At 60.5% G+C, this 14,199-nt stretch carries 12 protein-coding genes; 7 read left to right on the plus strand and 5 right to left on the minus strand.

Features of this window, described 5'->3' with window-relative positions; all coding sequences use genetic code 11:
• Position 1: 1 nt before the first annotated feature.
• Together ACKFRX_RS00155 and ACKFRX_RS00160 are read right to left on the minus strand one after the other, a co-directional pair.
• Positions 2-643 (minus strand): ABC transporter ATP-binding protein, encoded by a 642-nt coding sequence (locus ACKFRX_RS00155; RefSeq protein ID WP_005326966.1) that lies wholly within the window; start codon positions 641-643, stop codon positions 2-4.
• Between the two features lies 1 nt (position 644).
• A complete protein-coding gene (locus ACKFRX_RS00160; RefSeq protein WP_250412803.1) occupies positions 645-1,628 on the minus strand; it encodes an ABC transporter permease in 984 nt (327 codons plus the stop codon).
• Positions 1,629-1,781: 153 nt separating this feature from the next.
• On the opposite strand from ACKFRX_RS00160, the gene ACKFRX_RS00165 reads away from it, so the two are divergent.
• The 4 genes from ACKFRX_RS00165 (at position 1,782) to ACKFRX_RS00180 (ending at position 5,301) form a co-directional block, all read left to right on the plus strand.
• Positions 1,782-2,882, plus strand: a complete 1,101-nt coding sequence (locus ACKFRX_RS00165; RefSeq protein ID WP_408920085.1) for a sensor histidine kinase — start codon at positions 1,782-1,784, stop codon at positions 2,880-2,882.
• Positions 2,875-3,492, plus strand: a complete 618-nt coding sequence (locus ACKFRX_RS00170; RefSeq protein ID WP_005325921.1) for a response regulator transcription factor — start codon at positions 2,875-2,877, stop codon at positions 3,490-3,492. Before ACKFRX_RS00165 ends, ACKFRX_RS00170 begins: the two co-directional genes overlap by 8 nt.
• Complete coding sequence (locus ACKFRX_RS00175; RefSeq protein ID WP_239282607.1) at positions 3,492-4,466, plus strand: NAD(P)-binding domain-containing protein; 975 nt, start codon at positions 3,492-3,494, stop codon at positions 4,464-4,466. The genes ACKFRX_RS00170 and ACKFRX_RS00175 overlap by 1 nt, the downstream gene beginning before the upstream one ends.
• 82 nt (positions 4,467-4,548) lie before the next feature.
• Positions 4,549-5,301: a Rossmann-like domain-containing protein gene (locus tag ACKFRX_RS00180; RefSeq protein WP_408919471.1), complete on the plus strand. Its 753-nt coding sequence runs from the start codon at positions 4,549-4,551 to the stop codon at positions 5,299-5,301.
• Between the two features lie 148 nt (positions 5,302-5,449).
• Here ACKFRX_RS00180 and ACKFRX_RS00185 read toward each other — a convergent pair whose 3' ends face one another.
• Positions 5,450-6,034 (minus strand): VanZ family protein, encoded by a 585-nt coding sequence (locus tag ACKFRX_RS00185; RefSeq protein ID WP_408919470.1) that lies wholly within the window; start codon positions 6,032-6,034, stop codon positions 5,450-5,452.
• An 84-nt stretch (positions 6,035-6,118) separates the two neighbouring features.
• Between ACKFRX_RS00185 and ACKFRX_RS00190 the strand changes: the two genes are divergently transcribed.
• Positions 6,119-7,093: an MDR family oxidoreductase gene (locus ACKFRX_RS00190; protein ID WP_034667957.1), complete on the plus strand. Its 975-nt coding sequence runs from the start codon at positions 6,119-6,121 to the stop codon at positions 7,091-7,093.
• 77 nt (positions 7,094-7,170) lie between these two features.
• Here ACKFRX_RS00190 and ACKFRX_RS00195 read toward each other — a convergent pair whose 3' ends face one another.
• Entirely contained in the window at positions 7,171-7,629 is a 459-nt protein-coding gene (locus ACKFRX_RS00195) for a MarR family winged helix-turn-helix transcriptional regulator (protein ID WP_408919469.1), read from the minus strand.
• Between the two features lie 331 nt (positions 7,630-7,960).
• Between ACKFRX_RS00195 and ACKFRX_RS00200 the strand changes: the two genes are divergently transcribed.
• A complete protein-coding gene (locus tag ACKFRX_RS00200) occupies positions 7,961-8,602 on the plus strand; it encodes a hypothetical protein (RefSeq protein ID WP_408919468.1) in 642 nt (213 codons plus the stop codon).
• On the opposite strand, the gene leuS is transcribed toward ACKFRX_RS00200, so the two are convergent.
• Positions 8,603-11,449: a leucine--tRNA ligase gene (gene leuS, locus ACKFRX_RS00205; protein ID WP_408919467.1), complete on the minus strand. Its 2,847-nt coding sequence runs from the start codon at positions 11,447-11,449 to the stop codon at positions 8,603-8,605.
• Between the two features lie 173 nt (positions 11,450-11,622).
• Here leuS and ACKFRX_RS00210 point away from each other — a divergent pair, with 173 nt between their 5' ends.
• Positions 11,623-14,196 (plus strand): hypothetical protein, encoded by a 2,574-nt coding sequence (locus tag ACKFRX_RS00210; protein WP_408919466.1) that lies wholly within the window; start codon positions 11,623-11,625, stop codon positions 14,194-14,196.
• The last annotated feature ends 3 nt before the right edge of the window (positions 14,197-14,199 follow it).

Here is a 14,199-nt window from a genome sequence, read left to right on the forward strand (position 1 = left end):
GCTAGCTGAGCGCAGAAACCTTCTCCTGCTCGGAGACATGGCCGTCCTTGACCTCCACCACGCGGTCAGCGAAGTTCAGCAGGGAGCGGTCGTGGGTCACCAGTACGGTGGCGGTGTTCATCTCCTGGGTGACATCGCGCAAGAGGCGGATGATTTCCTGCGAGAGGTGGGAATCAAGCGCAGAGGTAGGCTCATCGGCCAAGAGCAGGTCCGGCTGCTCCATGAGCGCTCGGGCGATATTGACGCGCTGGCGCTGGCCACCGGATAACTGACCCATGCGGCGGTTTCCCATCCCCGCTAGGCCAACAAACTCCAATAGCTCATCGGCGCGCTGTGGGCGCAGCTTGCGGCCAGCGATATGGTCCATGATCACCAATTGGTCGCGCACATTGAGCGAAGACAGCAGGTTGGCCTGCTGGAAGATGATGGAGCGGGTACCGTCCACGTGCACGGACCCGGAGTCTGGAGTGATGAGGCCTGCGGCTACGGACAGCAACGTGGACTTGCCGGACCCGGACTCACCCACGATGGCGGTAAGGGTGTTGGATTCGGCGATGAGGGAGGCGTCGGCAAGCGCGGTGGTAGTAGTCTCACCGTCCTGGTAGGTCACGGTGGCGTTGCGGATATCAAGAATGGTGGACATGTTAAGCATTTCCTCCAAGAGCATCGAGTGGGTTGGCTTTAGCTACGCGGCGGGTAGCAATAAGGGCGCCGGCCATGCCGAGGGCCCAGATGCCAACCGCGGGAACGGCGATGGTGCGCAGGGAAACATCGAAGGGCACGGTGCCGGAAGCAAGCGTGCCGAGCACCCAACCAACGACAGCACCCGCAATGGTGCCGGCCGCCAAGATGATGGCGGCTTGTGCCAGGGCATCGCGCAAGAGGTAGCGCACGGTGGCACCGAGCGCCCGCAGGATGGACAGGTCGCGGGTGCGTTGAATGGTCCATACGGTCAAGAAAGCGACGGTGACCAGCGCGGAGATGCCGTACAAGAAGCCCTGCATGGTAAGCAGCGAGCCGCGCTCAGACTGATAGGCCGCTAGGCCGGAAAAGGACGTGGACACCTTCACGGAGCCTGGAACCTCGTACTTATACAGCGCTGCAGTACCGATAACGCCTTCTGGAGCATGGCTAATCTGCTGCCAGGACTCGGTGGAGGCCCACACCACCTCGGAGTGGGAGTACATGGTCTCCGGAACGGTGCCCTCCACCGAGAAGTCGGCGCCGCCTAGGGTGACGGTACCGGCCGCGTCGATGGACTCTGGCAGGAGCACACCCTGCTCCGGGATGGTCTTATCGGTACCCGGAACCTGAGTTCCGGCCGGCAGGCTGAGGACAGCAACGCCGCCGTGGCCCTCCAGCTTGGTCTGGGCCGCACCGAAGGGAATGCCATCGCTGGCGACATCGCCGGCGTGCATCTCGGATTCGCTAAAGGAAGGGTCCTCGGTGGAAAAGGAAATATATGGGTACTCCTCTTCTAGGGACTCCAACGCGGAAGTATTTTGCTTGGACAGGCCCTCCGTGAGGCCGGAGAGCATCACGAGCAGAAGGGTAATGAGCGCAACCGTGCCGCCGATGAGCGCGAAGCGGCCGCGCGCTGTGGTGATTTCTCTGATTGCTAGGAACATAGTTCTATATTCGCTTTATGCAGGTCAGAAGTAATCGGCCAGCTCGCTGAACCTCGAGTCAACCAAGTGGTTGATTCACGGTCCACCGGTGCGCGGATATCCTGGGTGGTTGTGTTTAAAGGACAAAAATTATGGGTCTATGGCCTCCACGCCATGTTCGCGTTTCTGCTGGTCTTCGGCGTGGCGCGCGCCTATGTGGATGGCCGGCTCGATGCCCGGGTAATCGGCTTAGCCATCGCCCTCGCCGTGGTGTATGCCGCACAGCGTTGGCTGCCCACGTGGTTATGGCTGGGCGGACTATGCCTCCTGTGGCTGGGCCTGATGGTGCATGCGCAGGATTTCATGTGGCTGGAATTCCCGCTCATTTTTGTCTTTCTGCGTGCCCTGCCCACCGTGCCTGGGTTGGTTTCCATCGCCGTGCTGTGGGCAGCAGCGGCATTCATTCCCGCCTGGCTGCACCCCGAGGGCTGGTCCATCGCTGCGGCCGTGGGACCGCTTATCGGTACCGCCTTTGCGGCCACGGTCTTTTTCATCCAGCGGCGGCTGCAGGCAGAGGCGGCGCACCACAGGGACATCGCCAAGCAGCTGCGCGAAACCCAAGCCGAGCTGGCCGCCAGCGAGCACCAAGCCGGCCGACTAGAGGAGCGTGAGCGCCTCTCCCGCGAGATCCATGACACCGTTGCGCAAGGCCTCAGCTCCATCTTGTTGCTCTCCCGCGCGGCCCGCGGCACCGATGATCCAGCGACTAAAGAGGAGCAGCTGGCGGTTATCGAGGATGTCGCGAGCGAGAACCTGGCTGAGGCCCGCCGCTTTGTCCGCGAACTCGCTGGCCCCGATGAGCGACTGGAAACCCAGCTCACTTCCCTGCTGTCCCAGATGCGCAGCCGCGTGAAAGCCTTGGGGAAAGAGACCACCTTTGAGCTGGTGGTTTCCGGCAGCGGCAAGGTGCCCGAATGCATCAAAGAGGTCATCGTGCGCGCCGCGCAAGAGGGCCTAAATAACGTCATCAAACACGCCCACGCCTCGCGCGCCGTGGTCACGCTCGGCCTTTTCGAGGATGCGGTGACCTTGGACGTCGTTGATAATGGATGCGGACTATCCGCCTCCCCTCGCCCCAGCGGCGGGGATCATGGTTTCGGGCTTACCGGCCTGCGCGACCGCGTGGAAGCTGTGGGCGGCACCATGAACCTGGAATCCGGCGAAGGCACCGCCCTGGCCGTCCGTATCCCGCTGAAGGAGAAAAGCAATGGTTAATGTCATGCTGATTGATGATCACCCAGTGGTCCGGGCCGGCCTGCGTGCCATCCTTAATGCCTTCTCCGATGTCGAGGTAGTCATGGAAGGTTCCACCGGCGCGGATGTAGATAAGCTCTTTACGGACGACGCCCCGCAGGTAGACGCCGTGGTCTGCGATATTCAGATGCCCGGCATGGATGGCATCGCGGCCACCAAGCGGGTAGTGGAGGCCGGCGGCCCACCCGTGCTCATCCTGACCACCTATGACACGCAGGCCGATATCCTTGCCGCGGTGGAGGCCGGCGCGATGGGCTATCTGCTTAAAGATTCCCCCGAGCAGGCGCTGCACGAGGCCGTGCTCAATACCGCCGCGCACCGCCGCACCCTGGCACCGGAGGTAGTGGACCTCCTAGCCCAGCGCGTGGGCCGACCGCAGGAATCGCTGTCCACCCGCGAGCTAGAAATCCTCCGGGCGCTGTCCACCGGTTCCTCCAATAAGGAGCTGGCCAAGCAGCTTTTCATCTCTGAGGCCACGGTCAAAACCCACCTCATTCACATTTTTCAGAAGCTGGGCGTGGAAACTCGCACCGCCGCGGTGACCGTGGCGCGGGAGAGGAAGCTCATTTAATGCTGGACTGCATAGTCATTGGCGCCGGTCAGGCGGGTCTTGCGGTGGGCTATTACCTGCGCAAGAAGGGGCTGAATTTTGTCATTCTGGACGCCGAATCCGGCCCCGGCGCGGCCTGGCGCCACACCTGGCCTTCGCTTACGCTCTTTAGCAATTCCGCCTCCTCTAACCTGCCGGGATGGCCCATGCCCCACCACGAGGGCTTTCCGCCGGCCAGCCACGTTATTGATTATTTTGCGCGTTATGAGAAGCGCTATGAACTGCCCATCCGCCGGCCGGTCAGAGTGGATGCGGTAACCCATGATGGCGCGTGCTTCCACGTCTTTGCCGGTACAGAGCATCTGACCGCGCGCACGGTCGTGGCGGCCACGGGCACGTGGTCCGCGCCCTTTATCCCCTACTACCCCGGCGATTTTGGCGGACAGCAATGGCATTCGGCTTTCTACCCGGGCCCGGAGGACTTTGCAGGGTCCACCGTGGCGGTCGTGGGCGCGGCCAATTCCGGTGCCCAGATCGCGGCCGAGCTCCTGCTGTCCGGCGTGGAGACCACCTGGTATACCCGCAGCTCCCCGCGGTGGATGCCCGACGACGTTGACGGCCGCGTGCTCTTTCAGCGCAATCGCGCCCGCCTCAACGCCATGCTGCGCGGCGAACCAGACCCCGGCGCGGATTCCAACCTGGGCGATATTGTGATGGTTCCGCCGGTCCTACGCACACGGGATTCCGGACTTTTGCAGGCCACCCCCATGTTTTCTTCGCTTGAAGAAGTCACCGCAGACCACCTCATCTGGTGCACCGGTTTCCGGCCTGCCCTCCGGCCTATCCGCGGGCTCCTTGATGGCACCTCCCCCACCATCGACGGCCTCTTCCTCGTGGGTTACGGCACGTGGACCGGCCCCGGCTCCGCAACCATTACCGGGGTAAGCCCCTTTGCCAGGCAGACCGCGCACGACGTTGCGAATATATGTGACTAAAGCTATAGGTTAGTCTCAGCTAATTCGACTACACTGCCTTCACGCAGAGAGTGCGAAACGATTAGGGAAAGCTGGTTTATACATGTCTGCCTGGGATCTCTACGATGACCTCATCGATGCCATTCCCCGTGACATAATGGTCTCCCGCGCCGCCCAAGGCCCGCGGTGGACCCGGGTATACAACGAAAGCCCTAGCTGCGGCATGGCCATGACCATGTCAGCAACTTCTCGCCCGGCCCAGATGCGCGCCGAGTACTCCGGCGTTCCTTTACGCGCCATCGCCCAGCTGGCCAAGAGCTGGAATTTCTCGGAGGCTTCCTTCGGCATGGCCGCGCTAAATTCCTACTACGCCACACCTTCTGTGGCCGACGAGCATGGCTTTGCGCTTGCCGACGCCCCCTGGCCCCACATCTTCGATCCCTTCCGCAACGCCGTCGCCGGGAAGAAGGTCGCGGTCATCGGCCACTTCCCTTTTGCGCCCAAGGCACTCAACCAGGCTGCGGATTTTTATATGCTAGAGCGCTCGCTCAATGAGGGCGACTATCCCGATTCCGCCGCCGAATACATCCTGCCCGAGTGCGATTATGTCTTTATTACCGGCTCTGCCTTTGTCAATAAAACCGCGCCCCGCCTGCTCGAGCTCTCCCGCGAGTCCTTCAATGTCGTATTGGGTCCGTCAACTCCCTTAGCCCCGGTACTGGTTGAAGACTACGGCGTATCGCAGGTCACCGGAATGGTCCCAACCTCTCCCCTGGCTATGTTCGAGGGCTTAAGTGGTACCGATGCCGGCACCACCATGTTTGACTGGGGCCACCGAGTGGAATTATCTGCCTAAGGCCGCGCCGCCAACATCGCCTCGCATGCCGCTGCATAGATTTCTGCGAGCTCATCGATGGTTTTCTCCCGCACATAGGGAACGAGAATCACGTTGCGCGTAGTCGCAACGCCAACCAGCCTAAGGCCCACCGCTCGAGGCCTAGTTTCTAGAGAACTACCCCGGCCATAACGGCAAGCAGTAATGCACCCAAGCTCAATGCCGTAAACCACCCGATGACGCGTACAGTCCGCAGCTGGACCTTCGCGCTACTGCGGCTTACCAAGAACGCGCCCACAGACGCACCGAGGGTGTTGAAAACGAGGTCATCGACGTCGCTAAATCCCAACGAGAATACGTATTGGGTAATTTCGATACCCAGGCTGAGCACCATTGCCAGGAGGATGGTTCCACCGCGGCCAAAGCGAATGCGCCGTGAATTCTGTCCCAGCACCACTAGGCACGCCCCGAGCGGCATAAACAGCGCGATATTGCCAAAGGTATTGGTCCACGGACCCCACCACGGATGAGGGTTATTAAAGCCGTTGAACATCTGCAGATCGAGGCTGCGGCGAGCATGCGCACTGGCATCGATCACGCCGGGGATATCAATAAATGGCTTACCCACCGTAGCTACGGCGATTGCCATCAAAACGACCACACAGGCGACACCTGCATTGCGCCACAGGGTGGGTCGGGCAGGCACGCCCGGCGCCCCAACCTGGCGCGAGATGCGGGTGGATGTCGTAGTCATCGTCATGTTGTTCAAGTTAACAAGCAAGCCTGAAAAATCGCCGTGATATTCGCTGTTAAATCCCTGCATCACATTTAACGTACGATGGTGAGCATGAGCACGCTACTAGTAACTCGCAACGAAGATAAGTCCGTTACGACCTCCTTCGAAGAGGGGGAGTTCCTCGGCGAGGGCGACCTTACCGTTGATGTTTCTTATTCTTCCCTGAACTACAAGGACGCCATGGCTATCGCAGGTGACCGCGGCGTCATGCGCACCAGCCCGCTGGTTCCGGGCATCGACGTGGTCGGCACGGTTTCCGAATCCAGCGTCGAGCGCCTCCCAGTTGGCACCTTGGTAGCTTCCTTCGGCGATGGACTCGGCGAATTCCGCCACGGCGGCTACACCCCGAAGCAGCGCGTCAACTCCCAAGCAACCGTCGCCCTGCCCGCGGACTTCACCGCAGAGCAGGCGGCCGCCGTTGGCACCGCGGGCTACACTGCCGCACTGTGTGTTAATTCTCTGCGCGGGCTGCCCGATGGTCCGGTCCTGGTCACCGGCGCCACCGGTGGCGTGGGCTCCATCGCCGTAAACCTCCTTTCCAATGCCGGCTACGAGGTTCACGCGATGACCGGCCGCCCGGATGACTACTCCCAGTACCTCCACGAGCTTGGCGCCCACACCATTGTGGACCGCGCCGAGTTCGCCGAGGCCGGAAAGCCACTACAAAAGGCTAGCTATGCCGGTGCCGTCGACACCTCCGGCTCCCACGTCCTAGCCAATGTATTGGCCCGCACCGTGTGGGGCGGCACCGTCGCTTCCACCGGTATGGCCGCCGGCCCAGACCTGCCCACCACCGTCTTGCCTTTCATTCTGCGCAACGTACACCTGGCCGGCGTTAACTCTGTCGACGCCCCGCTGCACTACCGCCAGAACGCATGGCAGCTGCTCGCACGCAAGCTGGACCGGTCCATCCTTGAGTCCCTGACCAATACGATTCCATTGTCGGACGTCGTCGAAGAATCCAAGTCCCTCCTCGAGGGCACCCACCACGGACGCACCGTTCTTAAGATTTCCTAGATCCCGCCTAGCCAATCTTGTAAGGCACCTGCTGTTATGGCGGGTGCCTTTTTACATGCACCGGTCAGCGCGGACAGCTAGCTTTCCGAAGCCCCGCTTTTAGCAACCCCTCTCAACAATTTACGGGAGATCCTGCCCAAAGTATGTAGGTCCTCGTCACTAAGGGTGCTCACTACTATTTCATCGACTGCGGCGGTATGGCGCGCGATGGCTGCACTGAAAGCGGCACTTCCCTTTTCCGTCACTGTGACTTCAATAGCTCGAGTTCCCAACTCCGGCGCGTCCCGCCTGGAAACCAATTTTCGGGACTCCATGCGCAACAGCTGACGATGCAATCGCGACTTCTCCCACCCGAGCTCCACCGCCAATTCATGCGGTCTCGTATGAATTTTTCGACGGCGCTGCAACACCGCCAAAACCGCGTAGTCCGCTTCACTCAGGTTAGAGCCGCTCTGGAGCTGTCCAGACAGCCGCGCATGCAACGCCTCTTGCATGGCGACAAAGTCGCCCCATGCTGCACTCTGCTCCAAGCGCATCGCGTCCTCCTAGAGTCGGTTGTATTTAACAGTTTATACAGCAAGGTTGATCTAGCAACTCATCGTTGCCATATGGGTTGATATGACAACTCCTACTACTTCCCTGCGGGGTGGGTATACATAGACAACAATTTCATCAGCCAACATATTTGGCTAGAAAAACATATTTTGTTTCCTTTTGTATAGCTATCTCTAGAGATATTCCACTATGTAGAACGGGATAGTCTTAGGTTAGAAATTGAATGGGTGATGAGGTTTGCCGATTAAAGTTGGCCCGCAAGGGCACTAAGCGCGACCGGCCAAATGGAGCGAAGCGTTTAGAATTGCGGTCATGGATAAGCTATTTGGCACGTGCGGATTCGACTTTTTAGATATAGATGAACTCATTGCGGAGCTGCCGACAGAACACGAACTGTGGGATGCGCCAGGATTCGATCGGGTGATTTTCTACGCGGACCCGTCCGGCATGGCGGTCACAGGGATGGAATACGAAGGGGAATGGGCTGCTGTTCCTTCGTATCGCGGTGGGGAAGAGACGCCGGGGACCATATACCGGGCAACGCCCTATATCGGCATTGTAGAAACGGGGGATTTGCGGTTCGCGGCCCTTACGGATGCACCGTTTGCGCTGCCGGCGGGCAACCCGGTCGGCGGAGAAAAGCTAGAGGGGACATTGCGGCCGACGGTGGCGGCGTTGAATTACGAAGTAGGGGAGCCAGAGGAGTTTTCCTTCACTTCGCCCGCTACCGAACGCTTTTACCGGAACTTAAAGCCCAGCATGTTGAACCCGCAGGTGGAGGTGGCGGGGACTATTGGGGGCGTCGCCAAGCACAGCAACGAGCTAGGCATGGGGGAGTTTTGGGTATGCGACCTCGACGGCCTACCGCTGATTGTGAACGAAAAGCTGGAGGTCGGCCAAGGAATCCGGGCGCACGGCATTGCGCTGTGCGCCACGGAATTTTGGGACGAGTAACTACTTGACCACGAGGTTGACCATGCGGCCCGGAACGTAGATCTTCTTCACCACGTCCTTTCCGCTGGTCAAATCAGCAATCTTCGCGTCAGCGAGAGCAACGTCAAAGACCGCGTCCTGGTCCGCGTCCGCGGCAACGTTGATGCGGGCCTTGACCTTGCCATTGATCTGAACCGGCACCTCAATCTCATCATCTACCAGGTACTTTTCCTCAAAAGTGGGGAAGGGCTGGTAGGTGATGGTCTCGTCATGGCCGAAGCGCTGCCACAGTTCCTCCGCGATATGCGGGGCAATGGGGGAGACCAACTGTGCGATCGGCTCCACGGCGGCGCGTGGGGCCTCGGTGCGGTAGGTCTTGGTCAGGTAATTGACGTACTCAATGAGCTTGGCCACCACGGTATTAAGCCGCAGGTTCTCGTAATCATCGCGCACGCCGGCAATGGTGCGGTGAAGCTGCTTGAGGTCATCCTCGCTCAAGGCGGCGTCGGTAGTCGCCAACTCGCCGGTGTCCTCGTTGACGGCTAGGCGCCACAGGCGCTGCAAGAATCGCTGGGAGCCTACGACGTCCTTGGTAGCCCACGGGCGAGACGTATCCAGCGGACCCATGGACATCTCATAAACGCGCAGGGTATCGGCACCGAAGTCGCGGCAAATATCGTCCGGAGCCACGGCATTCTTGAGGGACTTGCCCATCTTGCCGTACTCCTGATTGACCTCTTCGCCGTTGTAGTAGAACTTGCCGTCCTTTTCCTCTACTTCAGCGGCCGGAACGTACACGCCGCGGGAATCCGTATAGGCATAGGCCTGGATATAGCCCTGGTTATACAGGCGGCGGTAGGGCTCTTGGGAGCTAACAAAGCCCAGGTCAAAGAGCACCTTGTGCCAGAAGCGGGAGTAGAGCAGATGCAGCACCGCGTGCTCGACGCCGCCGACGTAGAGGTCCACACCGCCCGGGTCCTGCCGGCCATGCTGCTCCGGACGCGGGCCGGTCCAGTAGCGCTCGTTCTCGATATCGCAGAATGCCTCATTATTGCGGGGGTCGATATAGCGCAGCTGGTACCAAGAAGAACCCGCCCACTGCGGCATAACGTTGGTATCGCGGAAATAGGTCTGTGGACCGTCGCCCAAATCGAGTTCTACCTCGACCCAATCGCGCACCTTTGCCAGCGGTGGTTGTGGTTCGGAATCCTTATCCTCTGGATCAAAAGAAACCGGCTTATAATCTTCTACCTCTGGAAGCTCCACTGGCAGCATGGATTCTGGCAGGGCGTGGGCAAAGCCATCCTTGTCATAGACGATGGGGAAGGGCTCGCCCCAGTAGCGCTGGCGGGCGAAGAGCCAATCCCGCAGCTTATACTGCACCTTTTCCCGGCCAGAGCCGTCCTTTTCCAGCCATTCAATGGCCGTGGCAATGGCCTCAGCCTTGTTCAGGCCGTTGAGATCCAGGCCCTTGTCGTTGGAGGAATTAACCAGCGCGCCGTCCTCAGTCCAGGCTTCTTCCTCCACGTTTCCGCCAGAGACAACCTCCGTAATTGGTAGGCCGAAGGCCTGCGCAAACTCGTAGTCACGGGTGTCATGCGCCGGAACTGCCATGATGGCGCCGGTGCCGTAGCCGGTCAGTACATAGTCGGCGATGAAGATCGGGACCTTCTTGCCAGAGACCGGGTTGGTGGCATAAGTACCCAGGAAAACGCCGGTCTTTTCCTTGTTCTCCTGACGCTCCAGGTCGGACTTGGCAGCAATATCGGTGCGGTAGGACTCCACGGCCTCCTTCGGATCATCGTGGCCATAGGTCCAACGCTCATCCACGTCATCGTCATAAGGGATGGGGGAGAGGAGGGCGTCGACAAGCTCATGCTCTGGCGCCAGCACCACGTACTCGGCGCCGAAGAGGGTGTCCGGGCGGGTGGTAAAGACCTCGATCTCGTAGCCCTCGGCGGGGAAGGAAACCTCTGCACCGCGGGAACGGCCGATCCAATTGCGCTGCATGGACTTGACCTTGTCCGGCCAATCCAAAAGCTCCAGGTCATCCAGCAAGCGATCGGAGTAGGCGGTAATGCGCATCATCCACTGCGAGAGGTTCTTGCGGAAGACCGGGAAATTGCCGCGCTCGGACTTACCCTCAGCAGTGACCTCCTCGTTTGCCAACACGGTACCCAGGCCCGGGCACCAGTTCACCGTGGAATTAGACAGGTAGACTAGGCGGAATTCATCGATGGCCGCGGCCTTTTCCTCTTCGGTGAGGTCCTCGTAGTAGCGGCCGTCCTTAGTGGTGCGCTTATTGGCCTCTAGCTCCTTGATGAGCTCTGCAATCGGGCGCGCCTTCTGCTGCTCCTCATCGAACCAAGAGTTATAGATCTGCAGGAAGATCCACTGCGTCCACTTGAAGAACTCCGGATCGGTTGATTCCACAGAGCGGCGCGGATCATGGCCCAGGCCCAACATGCCCAGCTGGCGGCGCATGTTTTCAATATTCGCCTCAGTGGTGGTGCGCGGGTGGGTACCGGTCTGGATGGCGTACTGCTCGGCCGGCAGTCCGAAGGCGTCGTAGCCCAAGGTGTGCAGCACGTTCTTGCCCAGCATGCGGTTATAGCGGGCGTAAGTATCGGTGGCGATATATCCCAGTGGGTGTCCCACGTGCAGGCCCGCACCGGAAGGGTAGGGGAACATATCCTGCACATTGAGCTTTTCCTTAGGCAACTCGCCCGCATCGGTGGCGAGCTCGCCTACCGGGTTCGGGGCATTAAAGGTGCCATTGTCTTTCCAGTACTGCTGCCAGGTCTTCTCGATCTGGTTCGCCAGCTCCGGGGTATAGCGGTACGAAGTGGAATCGCTCTGGGTAGTCATAATCACACAGTGTAATAGCCGCATCCCGGAGCGGGGTAGTTCACTACGCTTTCCGCGTTCCGCAGGGCACGCACACCCAAAATCCCCGCCGTAATCGCCCCCGGTTTTCGCGTCATTTCCGCCGCTCGCAGCCAAAATGCAGATCTGCATGAAAATGTTCTAGGCTGGGGTAAATGAGCCAGGAGAAGTTTCGCAGCCAGCTATCATCTTTTGCAGACGCAGCGGCATTTCAGGGGATCCCGCACCTGCGCCTCTCCCCAGCTACCGACACATTGGAGCTGTACCTACCGGCCGTAACCGCAGGTTATGAGCCAGAAGATCCCCAATGGACCGTGACCGCACAGCTGCTCGACGGCGGCGAGGACACCCGCAAGTTCTACTACGTGGAGGGCGAGGAACCCGGCTTGTGGATCAGCATGCCACGTGCCTTTAGCCACCTCAGCGTCTCCTTTGAGGAGCACACCGTGGAATTCGCCGGCGTGGCCAATGGCGGATTGCTGCTCGATTCCACCCATCGGCCGGTCGATACCACCGCAGCGGTATCTAAGGGCTCGTATACCTTCATCGCCCCCACTGGTACCGAGATCGCCAAGGCTAAAGCCGGTGAAGCTCGCCCACACGGTGCATGGGAGGGCTGGACTATCGCCCCGGTAGAGGTCAGCCAGTCTTTCACCGTGGAGGTCCCGCGCCAGGAATCCGCAACCATCAAGGTCTCCGGCAGCCCTGATTTTGCTTGGGACATGGCTGTAAAGACGCTACCCAATGCCCATGGCCTGGATGGCGAACTGGTCTATACCCAGTCCCCGCGGGTCATCGCCAATACGGATCTCAGCATGGAGCTGACCTATGTCCCCATTGGTGGGGAAGAGGAGGCCGTGCTGGAGGATGAACTACCGGAGGGCATCCACGAGGTGCTCCCCGCAGACGCCTTCGAGGATCCCTGGGTAGGCCGCTACCGCTTCACCCTGTACAAGGACGAGGAACTGGTGGATATCCAGTACCTCAATTTTGCGGAGTCGCTGCACATGCGTGCCAAGAACGAGGGCCCGCGCGGCACCAATTTCCGCTTTATCGATGCCCTGGGCAACCTTTCGCCGTTTAGCTATGCCTTGGCTTCTGCGCCGGGCAAGGCTATCCAGATGGAAAAGGGCCAGCGCGTCTTTGGCGAGGACGAGAGCGTGCGCGAGGAGACCGTCGGCAGTGAAGCCGGCTATGAGCTGACCTTCCAGGTGGAACCGGCGACGATTCGGACCCGCGTGAAACGTACCGCGGCCGAGCCCGTGGATTACCTGGATAAGCAGGTCATCCTGGCGGACCAGCTCGATGCGGATGCACTTTTTACCATCCACTCACCGGAGCCACTGCCGCTGGCAAAGTTCGTGGTCATTGACAAGAACCAGAAGATTAGGGACCTGGTCACCGCCAATGGCTCGACGGAAGCGGCCACCAGCCTGTCCGTACCAAACCGCGCGCTGAAGTCGGCGCTGACGAAGAAGACCTCGCTGGAGCTCTACCTCCTGTGGTCCACGTTGTCCTATGAGGAATACCTCGAAGGACTGCCGGAAAAGGAGCGCGCAGCGCACCAAAAGCGCAGCTTTGAGCGTCGCGTCATGGAATATGAGGCCACCGCGGCCAGCGACCTCATTTATGCCGCCATCGCCACCGTGCGCAAGGCACCGTTGGTCGCCCGCGCAACCATTGAGGACGGCATCCTCATCCCCGAGCAGGCACACGAGGAAGAGGTAGAGCTATTGGCTTGGGCGTGGCCGCTGGGCAACCCTGCGGGCGAGCGGCTGCCGCTAGAGCCGACTGAAGAAGGCTTTGAGCTGCCCGAGGAGCTGCTGGACGCCGGCCACCTCATCGTTGACTTCCGCGAGGATGAGCCGGCCAGCGACTTGGCCGCGCCGCAGTACCCGCCGGCTAGCGCCCTCATCATCTTCCAGGACGGCGAAACCGAAAACACCGAGGGTATGTGGCCCACTTACGCGGCCATGCGCCGCCTCGCACCCAAGGCCAAAGAAACCTTCGAGGGAATCATCAAGGAGATTGAGGCGGATCCGCGCGCCAGCATGGATGCCCTTATGGCCGCGGACTTTGAGCCGGGGCAGCGCATGCGCGCCTTTGTCCGCACCGGCTTGGTCTCCCGCACCTTCCGCCGCGAGGAGCCGGCCGGCGAGCCTTCCTCGCTCTTGGCCGCGCTTGCCGACGCCGCCTATGACTATGTCGAAGCCCACGGCTCCGCCTCCCTCGCGCGCGTGCCGTCCACCGGAGTCGACGATGTCACCCGCCCCATGCTGTTGATGAGCGCCACGGGCGAGGCACCTACGCCGGCAACGGACAGCGACCAGCTCTGCGATGATGCCCACCGCATCGCCGCACTGCGCGAGTGCTTTGCCAATGACCTTGCACTCACCCGCCTGGGCACCATTTCCAATCTGCGTAGCACCGCAATGCAGCTGCGGGTGACGCTGCAACAGCTGGGCGTCGATAAGTCCGTCCTACATACCCTGCTCGCGCTGGACGCCTTTGGCGATGGCAATTCGGAGCTCGGTGATTCCGCGTGGATGCCGTTTATTTCCTATGTCTTTGCCATCACGGCGCGCGGTGTGGCCAATGGCAAGCTGGCGGACCCTGCTTTCGCCGCCACGCTTGACGACGCCCTCCCGCAGCTCGCCGAGGCCGTCTCCCTCGCCCCGCAGCTTTTCTACCGCGATATTCTCACCGCGGAGGCGCTCACGCTCAGCTAGGGT

Origin of the sequence: Corynebacterium tuberculostearicum (assembly GCF_046097465.1) — a bacterium.
GTDB classification, from domain to species: Bacteria; Actinomycetota; Actinomycetes; order Mycobacteriales; family Mycobacteriaceae; genus Corynebacterium; species Corynebacterium tuberculostearicum_I.